Annotated in this window: 23 protein-coding genes; 13 read left to right on the top strand and 10 right to left on the bottom strand. The window is 68.4% G+C overall.

From position 1 onward, the window contains the following. Positions 1–117: 117 nt before the first annotated feature. Positions 118–741: a hypothetical protein gene (locus tag KAJ83_RS04610; protein WP_210680870.1), complete on the top strand. Its 624-nt coding sequence runs from the start codon at positions 118–120 to the stop codon at positions 739–741. Continuing rightward, complete coding sequence (locus KAJ83_RS04615) at positions 741–1,424, top strand: pesticin C-terminus-like muramidase (RefSeq protein ID WP_210680871.1); 684 nt, start codon at positions 741–743, stop codon at positions 1,422–1,424. The genes KAJ83_RS04610 and KAJ83_RS04615 overlap by 1 nt, the downstream gene beginning before the upstream one ends. Before the next feature lie 174 nt (positions 1,425–1,598). Here the strand turns inward: KAJ83_RS04615 and KAJ83_RS04620 are convergent, their stop codons facing one another. The 3 genes from KAJ83_RS04620 to KAJ83_RS04630 form a co-directional block, all read right to left on the bottom strand. Next, positions 1,599–1,895, bottom strand: a complete 297-nt coding sequence (locus tag KAJ83_RS04620) for a hypothetical protein (RefSeq protein WP_210680872.1) — start codon at positions 1,893–1,895, stop codon at positions 1,599–1,601. A 155-nt stretch (positions 1,896–2,050) separates the two neighbouring features. Next, positions 2,051–2,704 carry a CoA pyrophosphatase gene (locus KAJ83_RS04625; RefSeq protein ID WP_246484248.1) on the bottom strand — a complete coding sequence of 218 codons (654 nt, stop codon included), beginning with the start codon at positions 2,702–2,704 and terminating at the stop codon, positions 2,051–2,053. Between the two features lies 1 nt (position 2,705). Then, positions 2,706–3,266 carry a DUF1285 domain-containing protein gene (locus KAJ83_RS04630; RefSeq protein ID WP_210680873.1) on the bottom strand — a complete coding sequence of 187 codons (561 nt, stop codon included), beginning with the start codon at positions 3,264–3,266 and terminating at the stop codon, positions 2,706–2,708. 315 nt (positions 3,267–3,581) lie between these two features. On the opposite strand from KAJ83_RS04630, the gene KAJ83_RS04635 reads away from it, so the two are divergent. The 5 genes from KAJ83_RS04635 to KAJ83_RS04655 all read left to right on the top strand — a co-directional run bounded on the left by KAJ83_RS04635 (position 3,582) and on the right by KAJ83_RS04655 (position 12,210). Then, positions 3,582–4,538, top strand: coding sequence for an AAA family ATPase (locus KAJ83_RS04635; protein WP_210681264.1), 957 nt, complete (start codon positions 3,582–3,584; stop codon positions 4,536–4,538). Positions 4,539–4,755: 217 nt separating this feature from the next. Then, complete coding sequence (locus KAJ83_RS04640) at positions 4,756–5,607, top strand: DUF58 domain-containing protein (RefSeq protein ID WP_343221943.1); 852 nt, start codon at positions 4,756–4,758, stop codon at positions 5,605–5,607. Next, positions 5,604–8,612 carry a DUF4159 domain-containing protein gene (locus tag KAJ83_RS04645; RefSeq protein WP_210680874.1) on the top strand — a complete coding sequence of 1,003 codons (3,009 nt, stop codon included), beginning with the start codon at positions 5,604–5,606 and terminating at the stop codon, positions 8,610–8,612. Before KAJ83_RS04640 ends, KAJ83_RS04645 begins: the two co-directional genes overlap by 4 nt. After that, positions 8,609–10,789, top strand: coding sequence for a VWA domain-containing protein (locus tag KAJ83_RS04650; RefSeq protein ID WP_210680875.1), 2,181 nt, complete (start codon positions 8,609–8,611; stop codon positions 10,787–10,789). Before KAJ83_RS04645 ends, KAJ83_RS04650 begins: the two co-directional genes overlap by 4 nt. Before the next feature lie 200 nt (positions 10,790–10,989). Continuing rightward, the gene (locus KAJ83_RS04655; RefSeq protein WP_210680876.1) at positions 10,990–12,210 is read left to right on the top strand and encodes an aminotransferase class V-fold PLP-dependent enzyme; all 1,221 of its coding nucleotides are present in this window, start codon (positions 10,990–10,992) and stop codon (positions 12,208–12,210) included. Between the two features lie 17 nt (positions 12,211–12,227). Here the strand turns inward: KAJ83_RS04655 and KAJ83_RS04660 are convergent, their stop codons facing one another. Both KAJ83_RS04660 and KAJ83_RS04665 read right to left on the bottom strand, forming a co-directional pair. After that, complete coding sequence (locus tag KAJ83_RS04660; protein WP_210680877.1) at positions 12,228–13,106, bottom strand: TIGR01459 family HAD-type hydrolase; 879 nt, start codon at positions 13,104–13,106, stop codon at positions 12,228–12,230. Between the two features lie 137 nt (positions 13,107–13,243). Continuing rightward, positions 13,244–14,677: an EAL domain-containing protein gene (locus tag KAJ83_RS04665; RefSeq protein WP_210680878.1), complete on the bottom strand. Its 1,434-nt coding sequence runs from the start codon at positions 14,675–14,677 to the stop codon at positions 13,244–13,246. Positions 14,678–14,898: 221 nt separating this feature from the next. Between KAJ83_RS04665 and KAJ83_RS04670 the strand changes: the two genes are divergently transcribed. Further along, complete coding sequence (locus KAJ83_RS04670; RefSeq protein ID WP_246484249.1) at positions 14,899–15,906, top strand: SPFH domain-containing protein; 1,008 nt, start codon at positions 14,899–14,901, stop codon at positions 15,904–15,906. Beyond that, on the top strand, positions 15,903–16,208 hold the full coding sequence (locus KAJ83_RS04675; protein ID WP_210680880.1) for a hypothetical protein: 306 nt from the start codon (positions 15,903–15,905) through the stop codon (positions 16,206–16,208). The genes KAJ83_RS04670 and KAJ83_RS04675 overlap by 4 nt, the downstream gene beginning before the upstream one ends. A 40-nt stretch (positions 16,209–16,248) precedes the next feature. Here KAJ83_RS04675 and KAJ83_RS04680 read toward each other — a convergent pair whose 3' ends face one another. The 4 genes from KAJ83_RS04680 to KAJ83_RS04695 are packed head-to-tail and all read right to left on the bottom strand — an operon-like array spanning position 16,249 to position 19,144. Next, positions 16,249–17,283 carry a quinone-dependent dihydroorotate dehydrogenase gene (locus tag KAJ83_RS04680; protein ID WP_210680881.1) on the bottom strand — a complete coding sequence of 345 codons (1,035 nt, stop codon included), beginning with the start codon at positions 17,281–17,283 and terminating at the stop codon, positions 16,249–16,251. A gap of 34 nt (positions 17,284–17,317) precedes the next feature. Continuing rightward, positions 17,318–17,701 carry a DUF952 domain-containing protein gene (locus KAJ83_RS04685; protein WP_210680882.1) on the bottom strand — a complete coding sequence of 128 codons (384 nt, stop codon included), beginning with the start codon at positions 17,699–17,701 and terminating at the stop codon, positions 17,318–17,320. Next, positions 17,698–18,639, bottom strand: a complete 942-nt coding sequence (gene hemF, locus KAJ83_RS04690; protein WP_210680883.1) for an oxygen-dependent coproporphyrinogen oxidase — start codon at positions 18,637–18,639, stop codon at positions 17,698–17,700. The genes KAJ83_RS04685 and hemF overlap by 4 nt, the downstream gene beginning before the upstream one ends. Positions 18,640–18,664: 25 nt before the next feature. Next, positions 18,665–19,144 (bottom strand): tRNA (cytidine(34)-2'-O)-methyltransferase, encoded by a 480-nt coding sequence (locus KAJ83_RS04695; protein ID WP_246484250.1) that lies wholly within the window; start codon positions 19,142–19,144, stop codon positions 18,665–18,667. A 254-nt stretch (positions 19,145–19,398) separates the two neighbouring features. Between KAJ83_RS04695 and petA the strand changes: the two genes are divergently transcribed. The 3 genes from petA to KAJ83_RS04710 are packed head-to-tail and all read left to right on the top strand — an operon-like array spanning position 19,399 to position 22,115. Further along, positions 19,399–19,950 carry a ubiquinol-cytochrome c reductase iron-sulfur subunit gene (petA, locus tag KAJ83_RS04700; RefSeq protein WP_210680884.1) on the top strand — a complete coding sequence of 184 codons (552 nt, stop codon included), beginning with the start codon at positions 19,399–19,401 and terminating at the stop codon, positions 19,948–19,950. A gap of 12 nt (positions 19,951–19,962) precedes the next feature. Beyond that, positions 19,963–21,258, top strand: coding sequence for a cytochrome b (locus KAJ83_RS04705; RefSeq protein WP_210680885.1), 1,296 nt, complete (start codon positions 19,963–19,965; stop codon positions 21,256–21,258). Next, positions 21,258–22,115 carry a cytochrome c1 gene (locus tag KAJ83_RS04710; protein ID WP_210680886.1) on the top strand — a complete coding sequence of 286 codons (858 nt, stop codon included), beginning with the start codon at positions 21,258–21,260 and terminating at the stop codon, positions 22,113–22,115. The genes KAJ83_RS04705 and KAJ83_RS04710 overlap by 1 nt, the downstream gene beginning before the upstream one ends. 143 nt (positions 22,116–22,258) lie before the next feature. Here KAJ83_RS04710 and KAJ83_RS04715 read toward each other — a convergent pair whose 3' ends face one another. After that, a complete protein-coding gene (locus KAJ83_RS04715) occupies positions 22,259–25,006 on the bottom strand; it encodes an ATP-dependent DNA helicase (protein ID WP_210680887.1) in 2,748 nt (915 codons plus the stop codon). A gap of 158 nt (positions 25,007–25,164) precedes the next feature. Here KAJ83_RS04715 and KAJ83_RS04720 point away from each other — a divergent pair, with 158 nt between their 5' ends. Further along, positions 25,165–26,751, top strand: a complete 1,587-nt coding sequence (locus tag KAJ83_RS04720) for a lysine--tRNA ligase (RefSeq protein WP_210680888.1) — start codon at positions 25,165–25,167, stop codon at positions 26,749–26,751. The last annotated feature ends 10 nt before the right edge of the window (positions 26,752–26,761 follow it).

Below are 26,761 nucleotides of genomic sequence, written 5' to 3' on the forward strand. Positions count from 1 at the left end.
GCCGCCCGGCCCATGGCCGGCGCCGCGCCGCGTGGCAGCGATCTCCATGCCGAATCTATGCCGCATGCCCCGACACGCCAAGCACCGGTCGGAAATCGGTGGGGGGATGGGGCCTCCGTGGCGGCCCGTTCCGGCGCGGCCGGGTCGTCGTCCGGTGCGCTGTTCACCAAGGATATTGGCAAGGAGACCGGCAAGGAGACGGGCGAGAAGGCACGCGGCGAAGGGGCGGCGCGGGCGCGGCGCGTGACGAAACGCGAGGACCGGCGGCAGGATGAAGCCGGGCTCTTCTCCCCGGCCGGGACGGACCGGATCGAGCCGGCCGGCGCGACCGTCGACGAGGCGATCCGTACGCTCATGCGTGATCCGCGCTATTGGCGCGACCGGGGCAAGGGGGTGTCCGACCATGTCGTTCGGCAATGGCGGCGCGCCTATCCCGGTCGCGGCCGACGGGCGGGGGGCGGCACCACCGCCCTATCCCCGGCCATCCGCGCCGACGAGGTCGAGCCCTGGTCGCCGGCGGAATCGCATGCTTGGCCCAACCCGTCCGGCGACGACACGATCCATTCCCGCCCCGCGGTGATCATGCCGGGCTTCGAATGGGACGCGAGGAATGGGGAATGGGTGTCGGTTCCACCGGGGTCGGAAGGGCATGAGGGGTGCGCCGACGCGCAACCCCACCCTTTTCGCCATGCCACGGGCGTGGGGGGACACTGCTGGGCGGCGCCGGCGAAGACACGGTGATGTCCTCGACGCCGAAAGACGCGCGCGCGCAAGTCGCGCAGGCGTCGCCATCCGGAACGATGCCTGGCAGCGGTGCGAACACGATATCGGTCCCGCCCTCGCTCGTCGGAATCGATATGAAATTCATTCACGCGCAGGAGGGGTACGAAACCAATGGATATGTGCCCTACGACAACAACGGAAATGTCGATGGCAGTAGTGGCGTTACCATCGGGGCCGGTGTGGACCTGGGGCAGATGAACGATTACGACCTCAACCGCTTGGTCAAGAACCACGGATTGGACCCGGCGCTCGCCGCAAGGCTGAAACCCTATCTCGGTCTGACGAGGAAGGCCGCGGATTCCTTCCTCGCGGCCAATCCGATCACCCTTTCGAAGGCGGAAGCGGAGCAACTGTCGAATGCCAAGTACGACCAAATCGCGGGCGATCCCGTCAATCGATACGACAAGGCCATGAAGGCTGCCGGGCGCCCCGATACATTCGCGGCGCTCCCGCCGAAAATGAAAACGGTCGCGTTGAGCGTCGCAATTCAGCACGGGGCGAATTTACGATATGCAACCAAACGTTTCTGGAAGACACTTCTTTCAGGAAGCGTCACCGCCATGGAGCACGAGCTTCGTAACTTTGGACCGAACTACAAGAGCCGGAGAATCCGGGAAGCTGATTACCTAGGCAAACCTTAGAGCAAGCGCACGCATGAGACAGTCCCGCGCCCTAACCAGGGTGCGGGACACAGTCATCCAGCTTCTCGGCGAATATGTCACCGAACGCACGCCACTCCGAAAGGGCAGTATCATAATATACAGAGAATTCGGATTGATCGCGCAGTGTGCCGCTATAAATCGCCCCACGGAGGTCTATGGAATTTTCATTATGAAAATAGACATGCCAAAAGAAATCTTCACCTCGTGATATCTCAAGATAGTCATCACTGATTTTTTAATTTCAAAAAAGGTCTTTGGATAGGAATCGCAATACGCACGAAGGTTCTGCCACATCGCGCTGCCAATCGTGCGCATGTTGAACGATTCGTAAAACGCCATCCGCGTAATCTGTTTTTCGCTCGACGGTTCGGCCGTGGCCGGGAGCGCCCAGAATGGCGAAAGCACCATGGCGGCCAGAACCAAAACCCGCATCTCCGCCAAGCCTCCCATGCCGGTTATCGCGCTCCGCAGCTTAATCCGAGGCTGTGGGGGTGGCAAATAAGTGCCTATTCATCTTCCGATGGTTTCGCCGGCGCGGGTGGCGGTTATCGTCCCGGACCTTCCGGCGGCCTGTCGCGCCGGGGGCGTGGACGGGGCGTCCCGCGCTAAGGCGCCACGCCTTCCAGCACATCGGCGAGATTGACCAGCATGCCCGCGGTCGCCCCCCAGATATAGTGGCGGTCATAGGGCATGGCGTAGAAATGGCGCGTGCGGCCCTCGAACTCCCGCGAATGGCGCTGATGGTTGCGCCGGTCGATCAGGAAGGAGAGCGGCACCTCGAAGACTTCCGCCACCTCGAACGGGTCGGGCCTGGGCGCGACCGGGGGGCGGAGGAACCCCACGATCGGCTCCACCTGGAAGCCGGTGCGGGTGACATAGGGGTCGAGGTCGCCGACGATCTCGATCCGTTCCGGGGCGATGCCGACCTCCTCGCGCGTTTCGCGCAGGGCGGCGGCGCGCGCGTCCGCGTCGCCCGGATCGACCTTGCCGCCGGGAAAGCTGATCTGCCCCGCGTGATCCGTCAGGTGATCCGTCCGCCGGGTCAGCAGGACGGTCGGCCGCGAAGGGTGCAGGATGATCGGCACCAGAACCGCCGCCGGGATCAGGGTCGGGCGCGTCGGCGCCATGTCGGGATTGAGGTCGGCATCGCCCCGCCGCGGCCGTGCCGCGCGCCGCGCGGCCTCCAGGCGGGCGATGATCGTCTCGGCCTCCATCTCCGCCATGCGCCGGTCCCCGTCGTTCGCCCCGTCCCCCGCCATGTCATCCGCCATCGGCGGGGCCGAGGGGGAAGAAGCGGCCGGCGCTTTCCACCCCCAGCATGGTGCGGCCGTCCACCGTGCGGGCGACCGCGCGGTCCACCAATTCGTAGAAGACGCTGCGCGCGATCAGGGCCTCCAGCCGGTCGCGGACCAGCACATAGGGGGAGGGCTCGCCGGTCTCCGCATTCTCCTCGACCCGGATCGGGTGATCCGCGCCGGCCGTCACCCAATGGTCCAGATTGGTGCGGAAACGCAGCGTGCCGGGCGTGCTGTCCGCGTCCAGTTCGACCGCGACGAAGGGGGCGTCCTCCACCGCGACCCGGCCGCGCTCGCCCGGCGTCACCAGCCAATAGACGCCCTCCGCGTCGCGTTGAAGCACGGTGGCGAACAGCTTCACCAGCTTCTCGCGCCGGATCGGGTCGCCCTGATGGGTCCAGGTGCCGTCGCGCCGGATGGCGATGTCGAATTGGTTCTCATGCGCCGGCCAGGCGAAACCGGTGAGGCCCCCGCCGGTCTCCATCAATTCCTTCAGGCTGCGCGGTTTGCGCTCTTGTCCGGCCATGGCTTCACGATCATCCTTGCGGCCCGAGCGACGCGGACGATGTCCCTTATCGACACGCTCTTCGGGCGGGGTGCGGAGCCGGTCCGAAATTCGGGGCTATCGCCACGACAAATTCCCGCCCTATTCTCTTGTTGAATTAAGGGCGCTTCGCCGGTTCGTGCAAGCACCGGGGGCCGATCCGCCCCGGAACGGTCCCGCAAGCGTTCATCGCCACCCCGTTCGAGGAGCCAGCGACCCGTGAGTGACAGCCACAGCACCGCCGCCCGCGCGGAGGAGACCAGCGCCGATCTCGACGCCGAACGATTGGCGGAGGAGATGGAGGCGCTGGGCGAGAAGATGGCCGACGCCCGCGCGCAGATCGGCCGCGTCATCTTCGGCCAGCAGGTGGTGATCGATCAGGTCCTGACGACCCTGCTGGCGGGCGGGCATCTGTTGCTGGTCGGCGTGCCGGGTCTGGGCAAGACGCTGCTGGTGGAGACGCTGGGCACCGTGCTGGGCCTGGATAGCCGGCGCATCCAATTCACGCCCGATCTGATGCCGGCGGATATCCTCGGCTCCGAGGTGCTGGAGGAGAGCGAGAGCGGCAAGCGCTCCTTCCGCTTCGTGCACGGTCCGGTCTTCACCCAATTGTTGATGGGAGACGAGATCAACCGCGCCAGCCCGCGCACGCAATCCGCGTTGCTGCAGGCGATGCAGGAGCGCAAGGTCTCCGTCGCCGGTCATCCGCACGACCTGCCGAGCCCGTTCCACGTCCTGGCGACCCAGAATCCGATCGAGCAGGAGGGAACCTATCCCCTGCCGGAGGCGCAACTCGACCGCTTCCTGTTGCAGGTCAATATCGATTATCCGGACGCGGAATCGGAACGCGAGATCGTACTGCGCACCACGGGCCTGCGGAACGCGCGGCCAAGCGCGGTGTTGGACGACCGGATGCTGCTGGACGCCCAGCGCCTGGTTCGACAAGTACCGGTCGGCGAGAAGGTGGTGGACGCCATCCTGCATCTGGTGCGCGAGGGGCGGCCGGAGACCAGCGGGATCGAGGCGGTGCGGCGGAATGTCGCCTGGGGGCCGGGGCCGCGCGCCAGCCAGGCCCTGATGCTGGCCGCCCGCGCGCGGGCGCTGCTGACCGGGCGGCTCGCCCCCTCGACGGAGGATGTGGTGGCGCTGGCCAAGCCGGTGCTGCGTCACCGCATGGCCCTAAATTTCTCGGCGCGGGCCGACGGCGTCACGCTCGATACGGTGATCGAGCGTCTGGCCGCCGACCTCGCCTGACGGAACGACGACCCAGGACCGGACCGGGAGAGCCGCCATAACCCCGAGCGACCGCCAGAACGATCCCCAGACGCCCGCGCCGGACGGGTCCGCGCAGGACGGGACCGATAGGACCGGGGCACCCGATCCGGGCCGGACCGGGCGCGCGCGCGCGATCCGCGGCCGGGCGGAGAGCCTGGGCGACAGCCTGCCGGGTCTGCTGATCGAGGCGGAGCGCGTGGCGGCCACCGTGGCCCAGGGCATCCATGGACGCCGCCGCGTCGGCATGGGGGAGACCTTCTGGCAATATCGCAATTTCGAGGCGCATGACGCGGCCTCCGCCGTGGATTGGCGGCGCTCCGCGCGCTCCGACGGATTGTTCGTGCGCGAGACGGAGTGGGAGGCGGCGCAGAGCGTCTGGCTCTGGGCGGATTCCTCGCCCTCGATGGACTATCGTTCGCATGCGCGCCTGCCGATGAAGCGCGACCGGGCGGAATTGCTGCTCCTGGCTTGCGCCGCGCTACTGCTGCGCGGCGGGGAGCGGGTGGCCCTGATGGGGGTCGGCGACCGACCCGCCATGGGTCGTGCCGCCCTGGAACGCCTGACGGAGCGTCTGCTGTTCCCGCCCGCCGCGATCGCGGCGGCGGAAAGCCGCCGCGACCTGCCGTCGGAGGAGCGCCTGCCCCGCCATGCCCAAATTCTTCTGTTCGGCGATTTTCTCAGCCCGTTGGAGGATATCGAGGCGCGCATCGCCGGTCTCGCCGTGCGTCATGTGCGCGGCGTGCTGGTCCAGGTGCTCGACCCGGCGGAAGAGGCTCTGCCTTTCACCGGACGGACCAAGTTCCTGGGACTGGAGGCGGAAGGGGACCTGACCGTCGGCAAGGCGGAGAGCCTGCGCCCGCGCTATATCGAAAGGTTGCGGGCGCATCGCGCGGCGCTCGGCGATATCGCGCGCGCGGCCGGGTGGCAATTGCTCGTCCATCATACGGATCAGCCGGCCGAACGGGCGCTCTTGACGCTGTTCATGGCGCTTGCCCAGGAGGCCCCGGCGCGTGAGGGCGCGGCCATCGGCGGCGGGGGAATGCGATGATCGGACTCGGGCCGCTCGCCTTCCTCAACCCCTGGCTGTTGCTGGGGTTGATCGCGTTGCCGGCGCTATGGCTGCTGCTGCGCATCCTGCCGCCCGCGCCGAAGCGGATCGGCTTTCCGGCGATCCGGTTGCTCTTCGGCCTGGAGAGCGCGGAGAAGACGCCGGCCTCCGCCCCCTGGTGGTTGGTGCTGCTGCGGCTCCTGGTGGCGGCGCTGCTGATCGTCGCGGTGGCGGGGCCCATCCTCGATCCGGAGCGTGAATTGCCGGGCGACGGCCCCCTTATCCTGGTGATCGACGACGGGTTCGGCGCGGCGCCGGGCTGGCCGGACCGGCAGGCACGGCTGACGGCGCTGGCGGAACAGGCGGGGCGCGCGGACCGGCCGGTGCGGCTTCTCTTCACCGCGCGCGACGCGGAAGGGGCGCCGCCCGCGCTTTCCGACATGCTGCCGGCCGCGCGCGCCATCGACCGGATCGGCGCGGCGACGCCCCATCCCTGGGCGGTCGATCGCGCGGCGGCTGCCGACGCGTTGGCCACGGCGGGGGCCACGGCGGGGGCCACGGCGGGGGCCGGGGTTGGGGCCGGGGCCGGAAGCGAAGGGGAAAGCAGCGGCGGGGCGAGCGTCATCTGGGCCAGCGACGGGGTCGACGCGCCCGGCACGGGCGCGCTGACGGAGGCGATGGCCGCGATCGGCCCGCTGACGGTGCTGACGCCGGCTGCCGACCGGTTGCCGGTCCTCGCCATCCCGCCCCGGGCTGGTGCCGGTGAACTGACGCTGAGCCTGCGGCGGCCGGATGCGGGCGCGCCACGGGACGTCGTCCTGGTCGCGCGCGGCCCCGACGGACGCCCGCTGGCGCGCCATGTCGCGCGTTTCGAGCCCGACGCGCGCGACATGGCGGTGACGATGGAGATCCCCCGCGCGTTGCGCAACGATCTGGCCGCCGTGACCGTGGAGGCGCCGGAGCGCGTGGCGGGTACCCCCCCGGCCGGAAATGGGGCGGCCGAAAACGGAGAGGAGGGCGCCGGCGGCGCGGGGCTCTCGGACCTGTCCGTCGGCCTGGGCGCGGGCGCGGTCGCGCTGTTCGACGAGCGCTGGTCGCGCCGGCCGGTCGGCATCGTGTCGGATGCGGGCCGGGATGTCGGCCTGGCGCTGTTGTCGGAAGTCTATTATCTCGACCGGGCCCTGGCGCCGATCGGGGATTTGAGCCGCGCGCCGGCCGATATCCTGATTCGGGCGGGCCAAGCGGCGATCTTCCTGCCGGATTCGACGCCGGTCGACAGCGACGCGCGCACGGCGCTGCGGGATTGGATCGAAGGGGGCGGCGTGCTCGTGCGCTTCGCCGGTCCCCGCCTCGCCCAGGCGGAGGAGGACGATCTGGTGCCGGTCACGCTGCGCCGGGGCGGCCGGCAGCTATCCGGCGCGCTGCAATGGACGGAGCCGGCGCGGATCGGCTCCGTCTCCCCGGACGGTCCGTTCGCCGGCTTGCCGACACGGACGGAGGCGGTCGTGAAGCGTCAGGTCCTGGCCGAACCGGCTCTCGATCTGGCGGAAAAAACCTGGATGCGGTTGGAGGATGACACCCCCCTCGTCACCGCCGAGCGGCGTGGCGAGGGCTGGTTGGTCCTGATCCACACCACGGCGAACACGGAATGGTCCTCGCTGGCGCTGTCCGGGCTGTTCGTGGAGATGCTGCAACGGCTGACCGAACTGGGCGCCGGTGTCGCGACGGCGACGCCGGGGGCGGCCGACCGGCCGCTCGCCCCCGTCCAGACGCTGAACGGCGCGGGGCGGCTGGGCGACCCGCCGGTCACCGCCCGGCCGATCCCGGCCGACGCCCTGGAGGATGTGGCGATCGGTCCCCGCCATCCGCCCGGCTTCTACGGTACGGAGGCGATCCGCCAGGCGGTCAGCCTCGGCCCGAGGGTCGAGGCGTTCGAGGCCCTGCCCGCCCTGCCCCCCGCGGCCACGCGCGCGGGCTATGACCGGGCCGAGGAACGGCCGCTCGACGCGTGGTTCTATCTGACCGCGTTGGCGCTGTTGCTGATCGACGGGATCGTGACGCTTCTGATGCGCGGGCAGTTCCCGGGCGTCGGCGGTCGTCCGGTCCTGGGTTCCGGCGGGGGCAGCCGCGCGGGAAGCACCGGGACGGCGTTGGTGCTGTCGCTGTGCGCAGGGCTTTCCGTCCTGGCGCTGGCGGCCGGGAACTCCCCCGCCCGGGCGCAGGACGACGCCCGCACGATCGGCCCCGCCATCGGCGCCGAGGCCGGGGACGGGGATGTCGCGCTTACCGGCGACGAATTCGCGCTGCGCGCCGTCAGCGGCACGACGCTCGCCTATGTCGAGACCGGCGACCCGGAGGTCGACCGTATCGCGCGCGCCGGCCTTGGTGGCTTGACCGCCGTGCTGCGGCAACGCACGGCGGTCGAGACGGCGGAACCGCTGGGCGTCGATGTGAACGAGGACGAGCTTTCCTTCTTCCCGTTGCTCTACTGGCCGGTGACGGAAAGCCAGCCCGACCTGCACCAGGGGGCGATAGACCGGCTGAACCGGTTCCTCGCCAATGGCGGCACGATCCTGTTCGATACCCGCGACGCCCATGTCTCGGGCGGTTGGACGACCGGCGGCTCGCCGGATCTGCGGCGGCTGACCCAGGGCATCGACGTGCCGGAACTGACCCCCGTCCCACCGGAGCATGTCCTGACCAAGAGCTTCTATCTGATGCAGGATTTCCCGGGACGCTGGACTGGCGGCACCTTGTGGATCGAGAAGCCGGGCACGACCGTCAATGACGGTGTCGCGCGCATTCTGGTCGGCGCCGCCGACTGGGCCGGCGCCTGGGCGGAGGATGCGGGCGGGCGGCCGATGTTCCCGGTCGTGCCCGGCGGCGACCGCCAGCGCGAGATGGCCTATCGCTTCGGCGTCAATCTGGTGATGTACGCGCTGACCGGGAACTACAAGGCCGATCAGGTCCATGTGCCGGCGATCCTGGAAAGGCTGGGTCAATGACCGACGGGTTGGCGATCGTCTTCGATCCTCTGCTGCCGTGGTGGGCGATCGGCGCGCTGGGCGCGGTGGCGGCGCTGGTGCTGTTGGCCGGCGCCCTCGGCCGCGCGCCGGGCAGCGTGCCGAGGGCGCTGCTGGCCGCGGCGATCCTGGTGGCGGTCGCGAACCCCACGGCGATCCAGGAGAAACGCGCGCCGATCAAGGACGTGGCGCTTCTGGTGGTGGACGAGACCCCCTCCCAGGAGACCGCCGGCCGGCTGGAGGAGACGCGGGCGGCCGCCGACGCGCTGGAGGCGCGCCTCGCCCGGTTCGACGAGACGTTGGAGGTGCGCCGCCTCACGCTGCGCCATGGCTCCATCGCGGAGGACGCGAAGGGTACCCGTCTGGTCGAGGCGGTGCGCACCGCGCTCGCCGACATTCCGGCCCGGCGCTTCGCCGGCGCGATCATGGTGACCGACGGCCAGGTGCATGACGTGCCGGAGCCCGATCCCGCCACCGGCGATCGCGCGCGCGGACTGCCCGGCCCGCTGCACGCCCTGATCGTGGGGAAGCCGGAGGCCTCCGACCGGCGGCTGACGGTCGTCGAGGCGCCGGGCTACGGGCTGGTGGGCGAGCCGGTTAGCATCCGCGTGCGGGTCGACGATCCGGTCGCGCGCGCGGGCGAGACAGCACGGGTTACCGTGCGCCTGGACGGCGAGGTGCAGCGCGGCGTGCGTGCGCCGATCGGCGAGGTGGCGGAAATCCGCGTGACGCCGGATCATCGCGGCCCCTCGATCGTCGAACTGGCGACGCCGGAGCGCCCGGGCGAACTGTCCGCCGTCAACAATCGCGCGGTGTTGTCGGTCAATGGGGTGCGCGACCGGCTGCGGGTCCTGCTGGTTTCCGGGGAGCCGCATCCGGGCGAGCGGACATGGCGCAACCTGCTGAAATCCGACCCGTCGGTCGATCTGGTTCATTTCACCATCCTGCGCCCGCCGGAGAAGCAGGACGGCACGCCGATCCATGAGCTTTCCCTGATCGCCTTTCCGACGCGCGAGCTGTTCGAGATCAAGCTGGACGAGTTCGATCTGGTGGTCTTCGACCGCTATCGGCGGCGTGGGGTCCTGCCCTCCATCTACCTCGCCAATATCGTCGACTATGTCCGTAAGGGCGGTGCCGTGCTGCAGGCGGTCGGGCCGGGCTTCTCCGGTCCCTACAGCCTCTACCGCACGGCCCTCGGACAGGTCATGCCGGGAAGGCCCAGCGGCGCGGTGATCGAACGCGGCTTTACGCCCGAGGTGACCGAGCGCGGCCGCCGTCACCCGGTCACGGCGGATCTGCCGGGCGGTCCGGGCGTCACCTTGAACAGCGCGGGGCAGGCGGTCACCGCCCGGCGCGGGGAGGCGGTCTGGGGCCGCTGGTTCCGGCAGGTCGAGACCGACGCGCATAGCGGCGAGGTGTTGATGACGGGCCTCGACGATCTGCCGCTGCTGCTGCTCGACCGGGTGGGCGAGGGGCGAATCGCCCAGATCAACAGCGACCATATCTGGCTTTGGGCGCGCGGCTTCGAGGGCGGTGGGCCGCAGGCCGAACTGCTGCGCCGCATGGCCCATTGGCTGATGAAGGAGCCGGAGCTGGAGGAGGAGGATCTGCGCGTGCGCGCCGAGGGCGACCGGCTGGAGGTGCGGCTGCGTAGCCTCGACCCGATGGTGGAGCCCGAGGTCGAACTGACGACGCCGGATGGCACCACCCGCGCGCTCACCCTGTCCGCCCAGGGGTCGGGCACCTACGGCACCACGATCCCGATCGAACGCACGGGCCTCTATACCGTGCGCGACGGCGAGCGGGTGGCGATGGCGGCGGCCGGCGCGCTCAACCCGCTGGAGCTTTCTGCCCTTTCCGCGACGACGGAACGGCTGGCCCCCCTGGTGTCGGCGACGGGCGGATCGACCATAAGGCTCGCCGAGGCGGAGGGTGGCACCCGGCTGACGGACGATCCGGCCGCTTTGCAGGCGGCCCTGCCGGCGATCCGGCGGGTGGCGCCGGACCGTGCCGCTGGTGGCGGCGACTGGTTCGGCCTGCGCGAGAACAGGGATTTCGTCGTCACCGGCATCGCCACCCAGACGCTGATGCCGGGATGGCTGCTGTTGCTCCTGGCTCTCGGCCTGCTGGCGGTAAGCTGGCGGCGGGAGAGCCGGTAGGCGCATCCCGATACCCCATCAATCCCCGTTCGTGCGACTGATCCGCAAAGGGCGGCTTGACGGCCGTAACCCGGCGTTTGACACTATCCCTCCCGCGCCGTGACGGCGCGGGAGGGCGGCCGCAATTCCGCGGCCCCGATATTGGACGAGGCACCGGCGCTCGGAAGGCAGGACTCCGACGCCCGCATCGGCAAGGAAACATGCCGTCCGTCAAATTCGATGAGACCGTGAAGTCGGCGCCGGGGCGCCCGGCGGCAGGAAACCGAGGCAGGGCGCCGGTTGGGGCGGCCGCGCGCGATCTTTTCGCGCTGGAACCCCAGGCGACATATCTGAACCACGGTGCGTTCGGTGCGCTCGCGCTGCCGGTGGCCGAGGCACAGGACGAATGGCGCCGTCATGTGGAGCGGCACCCCGCGCGTTTCCTGCGCCGGGAATTAAGCGGCCTACTTCGGCGCACGGCGGACCGGGTCGGGGAGTATGTTGGGGCGCGGGGGGAGGATATCGTCTTCCTTGATAACGCCTCGACGGCGATGAACGCGGTTCTGCGCTCCTTCGTGTTGATGCCGGGCGACGAGGTGGTGACGACCAGCCATTGCTATGGCGCGGTGATGCGCACGCTGGAATTCGTTTGCGACCGGGCGGATTCGCGTCTGATCACGGCGCCGCTTCCCTTCCCGATGTCCGATCCGGAGGAGGCGGTGGAGGCGGTGTCGCGGGCGCTCAGCGCGCGCACGCGCCTGCTGGTGATCGATCACGCGACCTCGAAGACGGCGCTGGTCCTGCCGATCGAGGAGATCGTCGCGGAAGCGCGGGATCGCGGGATCGCCGTGCTGGTCGATGGGGCGCATGGACCGGGCATGCTGCCGCTCTCGATCGAGGCGCTGGGCGCGGACTACTATGCCGCCAACGCGCATAAATGGCTGGGCGCGCCGCGCGGTTCCGCCTTCCTGTGGGCCGCGCCGGAGCGACAACCCTTCCTGCGCCCGACGACGATAAGCCATTTCATCGCCGACGGTTTCACCCCCGCCTTCGATTGGCCGGGGACGAAGGATTTCACGCCGGTCCTCTCCATTCCCGCCGCCCTCGATTTCCGTGCGCGGTGGGGCGAGGCGGCGATCGCGGAATATTGCGGCGATCTGATCCGATCCGCCGCCAGCCAGGTCGCGCGCGACCTGGGCACGGTGCGCGGCGGGCCGGACAGCATGACCGGCTTCATGGCCGCCGTCGCCCTTCCCCCCACGAGCGGAGGCGCGAAGAAACCCCAGGCGGAGCGGCTGCGCGCCCGCCTGCTGGACGAGCATGATATCGAGGTCGATATCCAGCCCGTGGACGGCCGGCTGTGGCTGCGGCTATGCGCCTATCTCTATAACGAGCCGCGCGACTACGAGCGGCTGGTCGAGGCGCTGCACAAGGTGCTGTAACGCCGGGCCGGTCGTCGTCACCAGCGGAACATGTCGGCGGCGTAGGTGGGATGCACGCCGCGCGTTCGCGCCAAGGCCTCCACCTGATCGGGGTCGAGGGGACGGCCCAGATCCTGGCGGTGGATTCCACCGGCGATGAACAGGCTGTCCAGGCCGCCATTCTCTGCCCCCTGGATATCGTGCTGCAGGGAATCGCCGATCCCGATCCCGGGCGCGTCGGTATCGAAATGCGCGCGGATCATATCGTAGACGGCCCGTTGTGGCTTGCCGTGCCAACGCACCGTGCCGCCCATGCGTTCATAGGCCTCGGCGATGGCGCCGGGGCACATCTTCAGGCTGCCGTCCGGTTGGACGCTGACCCGGTCGGGATTGGCGCAAGCCATCGGCAGGTCGCGATCCAGCGCCGCCGCCAGAACCGGCATGTAGTCGTCGAGCTCGCTGCCGCCGGTACCGGCGCACAGGATGAAATCGGCCGCCGCGATATCGTCGGTCTCCGCCACGTCGCAGCCGTCGAGGATGCCGCGGTCGTCGTCCCACCAGATGCCGAAGGCGCGCCGGCCGAGCGCGCCGTAGAAGGGATCGTCCGCATCGTCGCGGCCGCGTTGAAGAAGGCCGCGATGGAGTTCTTCCCCCGAGGTCACGACCAGATCGTAGAGATCGCGATCGATGCCGAGCGCCGAGAGGCGCTCATAGGATGCCTCCACCCGCTTGCCGGAATTGGAGAGTAGCGCGATGCCCGCGCCCGTGCGCGTGGCCAACGCGCGCAACTCCCGCAGCGCCCTGACCGCGCCCGGATGCGTCTGGGCGCCGTCATGCAGGACGCCCCATTGATCGATCACGAAAAGCCCATAATGCTCCGCGACCGCGCCCAGCCCGTCGATGATCCGGATCGTCATCCGCTGAATTCCATCCCCTTTCCATGAGAAGGGGGTTAGATGGCCGGTCGGGCCGGATCGGTCAAGCGACCCTTCCGCGACGGCCGCCGGGGGAAGGGGGAAAGTGAAAGGAATAGGGGCGGTGTCCAGGATGCGCCCTATTGCGCGCCCCCGCGCCCCTCGACATCTTCCTCCTGCCCGTGCTCGGGGCTGAGCTTCGGTTCGCCGAAGAGATAGCCCTGGCCGAAATCGATATTGAATTCCAGAAGCTCGATCAGCATCCGCTCGGTCTCGATCCGCTCCACGATCAGGTCGATATCGTGGGCGTCCAGTTGCTGCTTCAGCATGCGAAGCTGGGAAGCCGCCTCGCCGCCGGCCTCCAATGTGTCGAGGATCAGGGCCGCGTCGATCTTCAGGAAATGGATGTTGAGCGCTTCCAACTCCCCGAGGTCGAGGTCCAGCCGGTCGACCGCGTCGAGCGAGAAGCGATAGCCCATGCCCGCGATCCGCTTCAGATCGGGGCCGAGACGCTGGCGCTGCGCGTCGAAATCGCTCTGCGCCATTTCCAGCACGAGGCTGGAGGCGAGTTCCCGGTGGTTCTCCATATAGGAGATGAAATCGCGGAAGAATTCCCGGTCCGCCAGCGTGTGCGGCGAGACGTTGCAGAAGAAGGCGGTCGTCGCGTCGCGCCGACGCACCCGGCGCAGCAACTGCACGCAGCGGAACAACAGCATGTTGTCGACCGCCGTCGAGAGGCCGGCGCGCCGCGCGGGGGCGAGATACTGGGCGGGCGTCACCACGGTGCCGTCCTCCGCCCGGATGCGGCTGAAGCATTCGAAGAAGCGGCGCTTGCGCTGCGGCAAGCTGACGATGGGTTGGAGATAGAGGTCGACGCGGTCCGTGCGCAGCCCGTCGCGCACGATCTCCAGCACCCGCTCCTCGCTCAAGGCGTTCGGTCCCTCGTCCGCCACGACGCGCAGCGGCGGGCGTGTGCGCTCCCGCTCCGGGCCTCCCTGGGCGCGCCCCCGGTCGGCACGTCCCATGTTGGGTTCCTTGCGCGTGCCGTCCCGCTCCGCGTCGGGCAGCGGTGGCGGTGGCGGCGTCTCGCGCGAGCGTAGGACCGGCGGCACATCGTCGGAATAGAGTTGCTCGACCAGTTGGTGCAGCACCCGGACCTCGGCCTCGACATCCTCCGACGCGCCGGGGGATTGGGCGGTCCGGGCCACCTCTCCCGCCCGGTCGCGCGCCTCGGATTGGCGGCGCGCGGCTTCCTCCAGCGCGTCCAGCACCTCCTCGCCGCCGCGATCCTCGATCAGTTCGAACAGCCGCCGCGTCTCGTCCCGGCTGGTCATCAGCTCCTGACGCAGCCGGTCGTGCGCGCGCTTGAGCAGCAGGATGCGGTGGAGGGTCTGGCGCTCGGCCCGGCGCGCGCGGATCACCTCATGCCCGACCAGCAGGATCAGGAAGACCAGGATTCCGGCCACGACCGCTTCGCCCAGACCCGTCAGATCGGCGGCGCGTAAAACCCAGCCGGCCGCGATGGCGGTCAGTGCGTAAAGCGCGATCAGCCCGGTCTGGACGGTTCCGGCCATGGCGCGGTGTTCCCTGCTTGCCCCCCGCGAAGCCGACACGCCGAATGCGCGCCAAGCGTCGTCTTTCCGTCATACTTGGAAAAGAGCGCGAAGGCTAGACGCGGGCGAGAGCGAAGCCTTCTCGGTATCTTGCCGCTGGCATGCGGGTTGTTTTGGGTGGTAAATCTCACTTGAAAACATCAAAGGGGCGTGCTGCCCGAGCGTGGAGATGATTTGAAGCCATGGAGTTCCAACTGAACGCGCTGATCAGCGAGGGCCTTAGCGGTATCGTCGCGCTTCTCGTACTGATATTCGCGATCCTTCTCGTCCTGAAGGGGGTGAAGGTCGTCCCGCAGAGCGAGGAGTACGTGATCGAGCGTTTCGGGAAGTACACGAAGACACTCGTCCCGGGCCTTAATTTCATTGTTCCCTTTCTCGATCGTGTCGCGCACCAGGTTTCAATCCTCGAGCGGCAATTGCCGGAGTTCACGATCTCCGTCATCACGCGCGACAACGTGGAAGTGCGGCTGGAATCGACGGTCTTCTTTCGAGTAACGGAGCCCGCCGCGAGCGTCTACCGGATTCGCAATATCGATCAGGCGATCTATACGGCCGCCACATCGATCGTCCGGTCGGCCGCCGGCAAGCTGGAATTGGACGAATTGCAATCATCCCGCGATTCGATGAATGCGGAGATCGCCAGCAATCTGCACGATGCCGCGAAGGTCTGGGGCATTGAGATCACCCGTACGGAGATCACCGACGTCATCGTCGACGAGCAGACCAAGGAGGCTCAGCGCCAGCAACTCGTGGCCGAACGCCAACGCCGCGCGGCGATCGCCGTCGCCGAAGGCCAGAAACGCTCGGTCGAGCTTGCCGCCGAGGCCAAGCTCTACGAGGCGCAGAAGGAGGCCGAAGCCGTGCGGATCACCGCCGATGCGGAAGCCTACTCCGTCAAGGTGCAGGCCGAGGCCGATGCGGAACAAACCCGGCTGATCGCCACCGCGATCGCGGATAACGGCCAGCCCGCCATCGACTTCGAGATCATGAAACGTCAGGTCGACGCGCTCGGCAAGGTCGCTTCCGCCGACAACGCAAAGACCATCGTCGTGCCGACGGACGTGACCGCGGCCTTCGGGGCCCTGCAGATGTTGGCCGACACGTTTTCGCGTGGCGCCGCCGGCGGAGCGAGGACAGGTCGGGACGGGGCGGTCGAAGGCGCCACCAACACGCCCCGGGAGGGCGCATGATCGATACGATCGACTATTGGGTCTTCCGCTACGAAGTCTGGATCATCCTCGGCATCGCATTGATCGCCTTGGATCTCCTCGTCGGATTGAACTTCTTCGCCCTGGCGCTCGGCGCGGCGGCGTTGACGCTCGCCGTGTTGGTCTTCGCGGAGACGGAGATCTGGTACGAAGAGGCGCTTCTGCTGGACGACTGGCACGACATGGCGATCGCATACGGTGTCTTGTCGGTGGCCGAAGTCTACCTGATCAAACGCTTCTTCAAACGCAGCGTCGACGACAAGCCGGATATCAATAAATACTGAATGCGGATGCCTGGAACGTGATGGTTCCGCGGAGGCATCATCATGTCCGGTAACCGGCGAGGCCATCCAGGATGCGCGGCACGAGCCCCGGCCCCTCATAGACCAGCGCGCTGTAGAGCTGCACCAGCGTCGCGCCGGCCTCCAGCTTGGCGCGCGCGTCCGCCGGTCCGCCGATGCCGCCGACGCCGACCAGCGGCACGCGCCCTTGCGTCAGCCGTGCCATCCGCGCGAGTCGCTCGGTCGAGGGCGCGAACAGCGGGCGGCCGCTGAGCCCGCCCGTCTCCTTCGCCAGCCGTGTCTCCCGCAAATCGTCCGGCCGGTTGATCGTGGTGTTGGAGATGATCAGCCCGTCGCACCCCCCCTCCGAGGCGAAGCGCGCGATCGCTTCCTCGTCCGCCGTCTCCAGATCGGGCGCGATCTTGACCAGGATCGCGGGCGCGGGACGGCCGGTGACCACCCGGTCGCGGGCGTCGCGCACCGCCTCGACCAGGCGGGAAAGTTCATGGATCGACTGCAGCGCGCGCAAGCCCGGCGTGTTGGGGCTGGAAACGTTGATGACGAGGTAATCGGCGAATTCCGCCAGCGTCTCCGCCCCGATGCGATAGTCGGCGGCGGCGTCCTCGCTGTCCTTGTTCTTTCCCAGATTGACGCCGAGGAGCCCCGCCGGCCCCTCGGCCCGGAAGATGTCGAGGCGCCGGCGCGCGGCCTCCGCCCCCTCGTTATTGAAACCCAGGCGGTTGATCACCGCCCGGTCGGCCGGCAGGCGGAAGATGCGCGGGCGCGGATTGCCGGGCTGGGGGCGCGGGGTGACCGTGCCGATCTCCACGAAGCCGAACCCGGCGCGCAGCATCGGGCCCGGCACCTCGGCATTCTTGTCGAATCCGGCGCTCAACCCCACCGGATTGGGAAAGCGCAGGCCGAAGGCCTCGACCGCCAGGGAAGGATGCCGGTCGGCGCGCGCCGTCGGCCCCAGCCCGGCCTTGAGCGCCTTGATCGTCAGGCCGTGCGCCGTCTCCGCGTCGAAACGGCGCAGCACCGGCAGCGCCAGGGGCGCAAGGCAGTTCGCGATGGTCATGGCGCGTTCCCGTTCCGCCCTCGTCCCGTCCGTTTCAACCCGCCGTCAGGCCGGGCAGGGGGTCGGGAAAGATGTGCACGCCGTCCGCGCCCAGCGGCAGCGGGTCGAGGGAGACCACGGCCTCCAGCGGGACCGTGCCGTATATATGGGGAAAGAGTTTCCCCCCGCGCGAGGTTTCCCATTTCAACGTATCGGGGTCGAGCCTGGCCGGGTCGACGGTCAACAGCATCAGGTCCGGCTCGCCCGCGCGGTGGCGCCGGGCGCTTTCCGCGATCTGCTCGGCGGTGGAGAAATGCAGGAATCCGTCCGCCCGGTCGGCCGCCACCCCCTCGTAGCGGCGCTCGGCCAGGGCCTGGGCCCAGGCGTCGGCCTTGGCGAGGTGATAGATCGGGCGGTTGTCGAAGGTTTGCGTGCTCATGGCCATTTCGCCTCCGGCGGCAGGGACATCAGGACCGCTTCCGGATTGCCCCCGGTCATCAGGCCGAAGCGCGTGCCCCGGTCGTAGACCAGATTGAATTCGGCATAGCGGCCGCGCTTCTCCAACTGCCACTCACGCTCCGCGTCGGTCCAGGGCTCCTGCATGCGGCGGCGCACCAGGGCCGGATAGATATCGAGGAAAGCCTCTCCCACATCGCGGGTGAAGGCGAAATCATCCTCCCAATCGCCGCTGTCCAGATAATCATAGAAGATGCCGCCGACGCCGCGCGCCTCGCCCCGGTGCTTGATGAAGAAATACTCGTCGCACCATTCCTTGAAGCGGGGGTAGTAGCCGGGATCGTGCCGGTCGCAGGCGGTCTTGAAGGCGGCGTGGAAATCGGCCGTGTCGGTCGGGACCTCCACCATGGGATTGAGGTCGGCGCCGCCGCCGAACCAGCTTCGGCCGGTCACGATCATGCGGGTGTTCATGTGGACGGCCGGGACGCGGGGGCTGCGCATATGCGCGACCAGCGAAATGCCCGCCGCCCAGAACCGCCCGTCCGAGCGCGCCGCGCCCGGAATCTCCTTCGCGAACTGGGGCGAGAAATGGCCGTGCACGGTCGAGATGTTGACGCCCACCTTCTCGAATACCCGCCCGCCGCGCAGGATCGACATCTCCCCGCCGCCGCCCAGGTCGGGATTCGGGCCGCCGCCCTCCGGGGCCTCGTCGGCGCGGTTCCACGGCTTGCGCGCGAAGCGGCCGGGGGCGAGGTCGGCATGAGGTCGATCGGGATCGAGGTCGGTCTCGATCGCCTCGAAGGCGGCGCAAATCCGGTCGCGCAGATCGCGGAACCAGTCGCGCGCACGCTCCTGCCGGTGGGCCAGCGTCGCCGCGTCGGGCAAGGGGCTCGCCGTCTCGGGCGCGCTTCTATCCTTCATACCGGTATTAACCATGGGCGCGAGCTTAGTCCGCTTCGCCGGGGTCGGGAAAGCATTGCGTCTGGCGCAAGGTCTCGCCCAACGCCATCGCCGCGCATTGCGCGACATTGAGGGATCGCAGGCCGGCACGCATCGGAATCAGAAGGCGCGCATCGACCGCGTCGTGGACCGCCCCCGGCACGCCCGCGCTCTCCCGTCCGAACAGCAGGACGTCCCCCGGCGCGAAGGCGAAGTCGGTATAGGCGGTTGTGCCGGCGGTGGTGAAAAGCAGCAGGCGGCGGTCCGCATGCGCCGCCCGGAAGGCATCCCAACCGGCGTGGCGCGTCAGATGCGCCTTGGCGATATAGTCGAGGCCCGCGCGCTTCATCCGCGCGTCCGACCAGACGAATCCGGCCGGTTCGATCACCGACAGATCGACGCCCATGCAGGCGGCGAGGCGGAGGATCGCGCCGGCATTTTGAGGGATATCCGGCTGGTAGAGGGCGAGCTGCGGCATTTGGCGCATGGTATTCGGGCTCATGCGCCCGCACAGGCGACTTTGCAAGCCCCGTTCAATCAAGTATACGTGCCGCGTTTCGGGGACGGGGGCCTCGCGTGCGCGATCATGGACGGGATCGTGATCGGCGCCTCTATCCGTGTGTCGCGTTGCGGCGTGTTGTCGCAAATGCACCCGTCGTCGTGAACATGGGGTCTACTATCAGGATCCGGCGCGCGGGGCGGACGACCGTGCGCGACGAGGCATGTATCAAGGGGACGACGATGGCTGACGCGACGCAGTCGAGCGGCGGTGACGAGGAAAAGACCGGCCGCCGCGACTTTCTGAATTATCTCGCCATCGCGACCGGTGCCGTCGGTGCCGGCGCGTTTCTCTGGCCGGTGATCGATTCGATGAACCCGGCGCGCGACGTGCTCGCGCTCGCTTCCACCGAGGTCGATCTGAGCCCGGTCGAGGTCGGTCAGGCGATCACCATCACCTGGCGCGGCAAGCCGGTCTTCATCCGCCACCGCACGGAGGAGGAGATCGAGGCCGCGCGCTCCGTCGATATCGCGTCCCTGCCCGATCCGCAGGCGGACGAGGAGCGGGTGCAGCAGGCCCCCTGGCTCGTCATGGTCGGCGTGTGCACGCACCTCGGTTGCGTGCCGCTCGGCCAGAAGCAGGGCGAGCCGAAGGGCGATTTCGGTGGCTGGTTCTGCCCTTGCCACGGGTCGCACTACGACACGTCCGGCCGCATCCGTAAGGGGCCGGCGCCCGAGAATCTCCATGTTCCGGGCTATGAGTTCACGTCGGACACGTCCGTCCTTATCGGGTAAGGGGATAGCCAGATGAGCAGCCATTCCGCTCCGAGCTTCAAGAATCCGGTGGTGCGCTGGGTCGACTCGCGCCTGCCGGTCTTCAGCTACATGCACGCCGAATACGGCACCTTCCCGATGCCGAAGAACCTGAACTACTTCTGGAACTTCGGCGCGCTGGCCATGGTGGTGCTGATCACCATGATCCTGACCGGAATCATGCTGGCCATGCAGTACACCGCGCATACCGAGCACGCCTTCGATTCCGTCGAGCGCATCATGCGCGACGTCAATTTCGGCTGGCTCCTGCGCTATATCCACATGAACGGGGCGTCGATGTTCTTCATCGTCGTCTATGTCCATATCTTCCGGGGATATTATTACGGCTCCTACAAGCAGCCGCGCGAACTGCTCTGGATCCTGGGCGTCGTCATCCTGGTCCTGATGATGGGCACGGCCTTCATGGGCTATGTGCTGCCCTGGGGCCAGATGAGCTTCTGGGGCGCCACGGTCATCACCAACCTGTTCTCGGCCATCCCCTTGGTGGGCGAGAACATCGTGACCTGGCTGTGGGGCGGCTTCTCGGTCGATAATCCGACGCTGAACCGCTTCTTCGCCCTGCACTATCTGTTCCCGTTCCTGATCCTGGGCGTGGTCATCCTGCACGTGGTCGCGCTGCATGTGACCAAGTCCAACAACCCGGACGGGATCGACGTGCGCGGCCCGCAGGACACGGTGCCGTTCCACCCCTACTTCACGGCCAAGGATTCGGTCGGGCTGGGCGTCTTCCTGCTGATCTTCGCCTTCTTCGTGTTCTTCGCGCCCAACTATATGGGCCACCCGGACAACTACATCGAGGCGAACCCGCTGGTGACCCCGGCGCATATCGTGCCGGAATGGTACTTCCTGCCGTTCTACGCGATCCTGCGGTCCTTCACCGATGACTGGTGGTTCTTCAGCTGGTTCCTGAGCTGGCTGATGACGGCGAAGCTGGCCGGCGTGCTGGCGATGTTCGGCTCGCTGATCGTGCTGGCGGTTCTGCCCTGGCTCGATACCTCGAAGGTGCGCTCGAACCGCTATCGTCCGATCCACAAGTGGCTGGTGATCGCGGTGCTGATCGACTTCGTCATCCTGGGATGGGTCGGCGGCAAGCCGGCGGAGGAGCCCTATGTCTCGATCGCGCAGTGGTCGACGCTGTTCTACTTCTTCGCGTTTATCGTGCTGACTCCGATCATCGGCTGGATCGAGCGTCCGCGTCCGCTTCCCGCCAGCATTTCCGAGCCCGTGTTGAAGGGCGGCGCCACGACCGCGAAGATGGAGAAGTCGTAATGGCCATCACCCTGAAAGGCTTCGCTCTCGGCGTCGCGACGGCGGCGGTCGCGGGCACGATCGCGCTCTCGGGCATGACGGACCGGGCCCTGGCGGCCGGCGAGGCGGAGCACCCGCCGGAGCTTGACTGGTCCTGGACCGGCCCCTTCGGCACCTTCGACCGGGCGTCGGCCCAGCGCGGGCTTCAGGTCTACAGCCAGGTTTGCGCCAGCTGTCATGGCCTGGGTCAGCTCTACTACCGGGACCTGACGGGCCTCGGCTATACCGAGGATCAGGTGGCGGAGTTCGCCGCCCAGTATCAGGTCGAGGACGGCCCGAACGATCAGGGCGAGATGTATATGCGACCGGCCGAGCCGTCGGACCATTTCGTCGAGCCCTTCCCGAACGAGGCCGCGGCCCGTGCCGCCAATGGCGGCGCGCATCCGCCGGACCTCTCGCTGATCATCAAGAACCGGGCCCACGGCTTCGGCTCGATCGGCGAGAACTTCCTGGCGATGCTTCAGGTGCGGGGCTATTCCTCGGGCGCGGACTATGTCCACGGCCTGCTGGCCGAGGGCTATGTCGACCCGCCGGAGGACGTCAATCTCCTGCCCGGGCAGTACTACAACAAGTTCATGGGCAGCGGCGCGATCGGCATGCCGCCCCCGCTCTATCCCGATGGGGTCGAGTACGAGGACGGCACCGAGGCCACGGTCGACCAGCAGGCGCGCGACGTCTCGACCTTCCTGGCCTGGGCGGCGGAGCCCCGGCTGGAGGCGCGCAAGCAGACCGGCGTCAAGGTGCTGATCTTCCTTGCGATCTTCACCGGTATCCTGATCGCGGTGAAGCGCCGGACCTGGGCCAGCGTCAAGCACTGAGGTCCCGGCCGGCCGCGACGGCGCCGGTGCCACCGGCGTCCGCGACAGTGAGAAAATAAGACGGGGAAGCGGCCCTTCGGATCGCTTCCCCGTTTTTCTTTTCGGGATTTTTCTTTTCAGGAGAAGACGGGGCGGGACTCGGGCTATCCCGTCAGGAATTCCCGCGTGCCCCGCACCGCCTCGCGCAGGCCGACGCGCTGAACCTCCACGCCTTCCGGGAAGGCGCCGGTCAGGCGGGTCGGCATCATGGGGTCGAGCAGGACGAAGACACCGCGATCCTCCTGCTGCCGGACAAGGCGGCCGAAGGCCTGCTTCAGCTTGAGACGCGTCAGCGCGTCGTCATAGGCGCGCGCGCCGAAATGCTTGCGCCGGGCCTTGTGCAGGATCGTCGGGCGGGGCCAGGGTACCCGGTCGAAGACGATGAGGCGCAGGCTCTCCCCCGGCACATCCACCCCGTCGCGCACCGCGTCGGTGCCGAGCAGGCAACTGTCGCGCTCAGCCCGGAAAATCTCGATCAGGGTCGGCAGGTTCAGCGCGTCCACATGCTGGCCCAGCAGGGTCAGCCCCGCCTCGTCCAGCGGCCCGGCGATGCGCCGATGCACCCCGCGCAACCGGCTGATCGCGGTGAACAGGCCGAGCGCCCCGCCGCCGGAAGCCTTGAACAGTTCCCGATAGGCCGCGGCCACGAGGTCGAGATCGTCCTTGCGCACGTCGTTCACGACGAAGACGCGGGTATGGTTCGGATAGTCGAAGGGCGAGGGCGCGCGCGCCCGGATCGCGCCTTCGGGCAGATGGACGGCGCCTGTGCGCGCCTCGGCGGAGCGCCATTCGCTCTCCGCGTCGCCGGAGCCGTCGGTCAACGTCGCGGAGGTGACGAGCAGCCCGTGCGACGGTGCCGCCACCGTCTCCGCGAAGGGCAGGGTCGGGTCCACCCAATGGCGGCGCATGCCGACATCGATATCGCGCCCGTCGATCCGTTCGACCGCGAACCAATCGACGAAGGCGGCCGGTGTTTCCCCGTCGAGCGCCAGCAGCATGTCGCTCCACGCCTTGACGGTATCCACCAACCGATGCTTGAGCGAGCGGCAGACCTGCTCGATCCGCACCCGCGTCGCGCCGTCGAGATCGTCCGCCTCCTCGTCGAGCCGGCCGTGGAGGAGGGCCGCCAAACGCTCCGCCGGCTGAATCAGCCGGTCGAGTTTCTGTTTCAATGCGCGGGCGGTCTCCAGCACGGGCTCGCCGACCTCCGCCGCCTCGATCTCCAGGCCATAGGGGCCGTCGCGCCCATGGGCGCGGGCGTAAACCAGTGCGTGAAGCGCGGCCAGGAAGCTTTCCCCCGCCCCTTGCGGCCGGGATTCCGCGAGGCGCGCCATCCACCCGTCGCCCGGCAGCGCGTGGGCGGCGTCCAGCACCTGTTCCAGCGCCTCGGCCGCGGCCTCCCCGCCGCCCAGCAGATCCTCCGCCCGCGCCTTCAGCCCGCGCGCGCGGCCCCGGCTACGGCCTTCGTGGCCGCGCAGCCAGCGGCGCAGTTCCGCCGTCTCCAACCCCGAAAGATAGGCCGAGAAGGCACTGTCGGCGGCGTCGAAGACATGATGTCCCTCGTCGAAGACGAGCCGTGTCGTCCGCCCCCCGAGGTCGAGTTGCCCGCGCGCGGCCTGCACCATCACCAGGGCATGGTTGGCGACGACGAGGTCGGCGCGCCGGGCCTTCCGGATGCCGGATTCGATATAGCATTTCTTGTAGTGCTGGCAGGCGGTGAAGATGCATTCCCCCCGCCGGTCGGTCAGCCCGCTGGTCCGGCGCGGGCCGAGCAGGTCGGTCAGCCAACTCGGGAAATCGCCGCCGGTCATGTCGCCGTCGCGCGTCGCCCCCGCCCAGCGCGCCATCAGGCCGAGCGGGACGGCGTCCGCCCCGTTCACCTGCACGCCGGCCGCCGCCTCCTCCAGGTTCAGGAGACAGAGGTAATTCTCCCGCCCCTTGCGCACGACGACGCGTTGCCGCTTCTCTTCCTCCTCCGGATAGAGGCGGTCCAGCTCCCGGTCGATCTGATGTTGCAGGTTGCGGGTATAGGTGGAGAGCCAGACCGGCGCCTCGTTCCGCTCCGCCCACAGGCTGGCCGGGGCGATATAGCCGAGCGTCTTGCCGACGCCCGTCCCGGCCTCCGCCAGGACCATGTTGGGATGGCCCTCCGTCATTTTCGGCGCGAAGGCGGCGGAAACGGCGGAGGCGTAGTCGGCCTGCCCCGGCCGTTCCTCCGCCCCGTCCCCCAGCAGTTCGGCGAGCCGCCGGCGCGCGTCCGACGGGTCGATGCCGTGGTCGCCGGCCGGCGGCGGCGGCGCCTGTTCCGACCATTCCTTGAGGCGGCGCCAGACGTCGAGGCCGCTGGCCGCCGCGCGGGTCATCACGGCTTCCTCGCTCTCGCCGAGCGCGCTCAGCACCGCCGGTCCCCAGATCCAGCCGCCGCGCGCCATGGCGCCGGCGATACGCGGGGCCTGGTTATCCTCCCCGGCCTCGCGGCCAAGGGTGGTCAGCAGCCCATGCGCCGCGCGCAACAGGCCCGTCGGCGCGTCCTCCAGGCTCTCCGGCATGGGCAGGGAAAGCGCCTCGGCCAGACCGCGCGGGGTCGGCACGCAGAAACGCGCGGGTCGGACGAAGGCGAACAGCTCCAGCAGATCGAAGCCGCGCGTCGGCCGCTCCACCCCCAGCCGCGCCGCCGTCGCGCCCGCATGGACGAGATAACAGGCCTCCGCCCGGCGCAGACGGCGCCCGGCCTCCTTCAGCGACAGCCGCTCGATCTCCCCTTCCTCGGAAAGCCAGGCGGCCTCCCGCATGCCGGCGACGAGCGCGGGCGCGGCGGGCAGGGCGACGCGGATGTGGGACGGGGTGCTCATTGCCCGCGCATTGGGCGTGATTCCGTCGCTCGCTTCAAGCGATCGCGCATGGTGTAAGGCATCGCGGCCGAGTTGACGCGCGGCCCGCCCGCGCCTAGTGTCTGGCCCGCTTTTCCGGGGCTTTCGGGCCATTTCGTTCATGCATGGGAAACAGGAAGATGAGCACTCTCGGGGAATTGGCGTTGGAGGCGAAGGCGTGGCCGTTCGAGGAGGCCCGCAAGATCCTCAAACGCTATGAGAGCGCGCCGCCCGAAAAGGGCTATATCCTGTTCGAAACCGGCTACGGCCCGTCCGGCCTGCCGCATATCGGCACCTTCGGGGAGGTGCTGCGCACCACCATGGTGCGCCGCGCCTTCGAGCTGATGAGCGATATTCCGACCAAGCTGCTGGCCTTCTCCGACGACATGGACGGGCTGCGCAAGGTGCCGGACAACGTGCCCAACAAGGACACGCTCCAGGCCGCGCTCGGCAAGCGCCTGACCAAGGTGCCCGATCCCTTCGGCACGCATGACAGCTTCGGCCATCACAACAATGCGCGCCTGCGCGCCTTCCTCGACGGGTTCGGGTTCGAGTACGAGTTCGCGAGTTCCACCGACTATTACTTCTCCGGGCGCTTCGACGATGCGCTGATCCGCGTGCTGGAGGAATACGAGGCGGTGCAGAAGATCATGCTGCCCAGCCTGCGGGACGAACGCCGCGCGACCTATTCCCCCTTCCTGCCGGTCGATCCGGCGACGGACGAGGTCTATCAGGTGCCCGTCATCGCCACGGATGCGGCCAAGGGCACGATCGTCTATCGCCGCGAGGACGGGGAGGAGGTCGAGACGCCGGTCACCGGCGGGCGCTGCAAGCTGCAATGGAAGCCGGACTGGGGCATGCGCTGGGCGGCGCTTGGCGTCGATTACGAGATGTCGGGCAAGGATTTGATCGATTCCGTCCGCCTTTCGACGCGCATCTGCCAGGCGCTGGGTGGCCGGTCGCCGGAGACGCTGACCTACGAGCTGTTCCTGGACGACAAGGGTGAGAAGATCTCCAAGTCCAAGGGCAATGGCCTGTCGATGGACGATTGGCTCGCCTACGGCCCGAACGAGAGCCTGTCGCTCTTCATGTTCCAGAAGCCGAAGACGGCGAAGAAGCTCTATTTCGACGTCATCCCGAAGAACGTGGACGATTATCTGACCTTCCTCTCCAAGATCGGGGAGGAGGAACCGGCCAAGCAGTTGGAGAACCCGGTCTGGCACATCCACGAGGGCAAGCCACCGGTGGAGCGTCCGAAGCTGTCCTTCTCGATCCTGTTGAACCTGGCCGCCGTCTGCAACACGGAGGACAAGGCGGTTCTCTGGGGCTTCATCAGCCGCTATGCCTCGGACGCGAGCCCGGACAGCGACCCCTATCTCGACCGGCTGGTCGGCCACGCCATCCGCTACTACCAGGATTTCGTGAAGCCGCATAAGGCCTATAAGGCGCCGGACGAGACGGATCGCGCGGCGCTGACGGCGCTGCGCGCGGCGTTGGCCGACATGCCGGCGGATGCCGATGCGGAGGCTATCCAGACCCAGGTCTACGAGATCGGCAAGGCCCACGCCTACGAGAACCTGCGCGACTGGTTCAAGGCGCTCTACCAGATCCTTCTGGGCCAGGATCAGGGGCCGCGGATGGGCAGCTTCTTCGCCCTCTATGGCCTGTCGGAGACGATCGCGTTGATCGACCGGGCGCTGGCCGGGGAGGATTTGTCGGCCGCGTAATGGGGAACGA

The organism is Marivibrio halodurans (assembly GCF_017963645.1).
GTDB classification, from domain to species: domain Bacteria; phylum Pseudomonadota; class Alphaproteobacteria; order UBA8366; family Aestuariispiraceae; genus Marivibrio; species Marivibrio halodurans.

What these genes read in the sequence shown, in the direction of transcription:
- KAJ83_RS04615 (WP_210680871.1), top strand. Translation starts at nt 741, where the DNA reads ATGTCCTCGACGCCGAAAGACGCGCGCGCGCAAGTCGCGCAGGCGTCG.
- KAJ83_RS04620 (WP_210680872.1), bottom strand. Translation starts at nt 1,895, where the DNA reads ATGGGAGGCTTGGCGGAGATGCGGGTTTTGGTTCTGGCCGCCATGGTG.
- KAJ83_RS04625 (WP_246484248.1), bottom strand. Translation starts at nt 2,704, where the DNA reads ATGGCGGGGGACGGGGCGAACGACGGGGACCGGCGCATGGCGGAGATG.
- KAJ83_RS04630 (WP_210680873.1), bottom strand. Translation starts at nt 3,266, where the DNA reads ATGGCCGGACAAGAGCGCAAACCGCGCAGCCTGAAGGAATTGATGGAG.
- KAJ83_RS04635 (WP_210681264.1), top strand. Translation starts at nt 3,582, where the DNA reads ATGGAGGCGCTGGGCGAGAAGATGGCCGACGCCCGCGCGCAGATCGGC.
- KAJ83_RS04645 (WP_210680874.1), top strand. Translation starts at nt 5,604, where the DNA reads ATGATCGGACTCGGGCCGCTCGCCTTCCTCAACCCCTGGCTGTTGCTG.
- KAJ83_RS04650 (WP_210680875.1), top strand. Translation starts at nt 8,609, where the DNA reads ATGACCGACGGGTTGGCGATCGTCTTCGATCCTCTGCTGCCGTGGTGG.
- KAJ83_RS04655 (WP_210680876.1), top strand. Translation starts at nt 10,990, where the DNA reads ATGCCGTCCGTCAAATTCGATGAGACCGTGAAGTCGGCGCCGGGGCGC.
- KAJ83_RS04660 (WP_210680877.1), bottom strand. Translation starts at nt 13,106, where the DNA reads ATGACGATCCGGATCATCGACGGGCTGGGCGCGGTCGCGGAGCATTAT.
- KAJ83_RS04665 (WP_210680878.1), bottom strand. Translation starts at nt 14,677, where the DNA reads ATGGCCGGAACCGTCCAGACCGGGCTGATCGCGCTTTACGCACTGACC.
- KAJ83_RS04670 (WP_246484249.1), top strand. Translation starts at nt 14,899, where the DNA reads ATGGAGTTCCAACTGAACGCGCTGATCAGCGAGGGCCTTAGCGGTATC.
- KAJ83_RS04675 (WP_210680880.1), top strand. Translation starts at nt 15,903, where the DNA reads ATGATCGATACGATCGACTATTGGGTCTTCCGCTACGAAGTCTGGATC.
- KAJ83_RS04680 (WP_210680881.1), bottom strand. Translation starts at nt 17,283, where the DNA reads ATGACCATCGCGAACTGCCTTGCGCCCCTGGCGCTGCCGGTGCTGCGC.
- KAJ83_RS04685 (WP_210680882.1), bottom strand. Translation starts at nt 17,701, where the DNA reads ATGAGCACGCAAACCTTCGACAACCGCCCGATCTATCACCTCGCCAAG.
- hemF (WP_210680883.1), bottom strand. Translation starts at nt 18,639, where the DNA reads ATGAAGGATAGAAGCGCGCCCGAGACGGCGAGCCCCTTGCCCGACGCG.
- KAJ83_RS04695 (WP_246484250.1), bottom strand. Translation starts at nt 19,144, where the DNA reads ATGCGCCAAATGCCGCAGCTCGCCCTCTACCAGCCGGATATCCCTCAA.
- petA (WP_210680884.1), top strand. Translation starts at nt 19,399, where the DNA reads ATGGCTGACGCGACGCAGTCGAGCGGCGGTGACGAGGAAAAGACCGGC.
- KAJ83_RS04705 (WP_210680885.1), top strand. Translation starts at nt 19,963, where the DNA reads ATGAGCAGCCATTCCGCTCCGAGCTTCAAGAATCCGGTGGTGCGCTGG.
- KAJ83_RS04710 (WP_210680886.1), top strand. Translation starts at nt 21,258, where the DNA reads ATGGCCATCACCCTGAAAGGCTTCGCTCTCGGCGTCGCGACGGCGGCG.
- KAJ83_RS04715 (WP_210680887.1), bottom strand. Translation starts at nt 25,006, where the DNA reads ATGAGCACCCCGTCCCACATCCGCGTCGCCCTGCCCGCCGCGCCCGCG.
- KAJ83_RS04720 (WP_210680888.1), top strand. Translation starts at nt 25,165, where the DNA reads ATGAGCACTCTCGGGGAATTGGCGTTGGAGGCGAAGGCGTGGCCGTTC.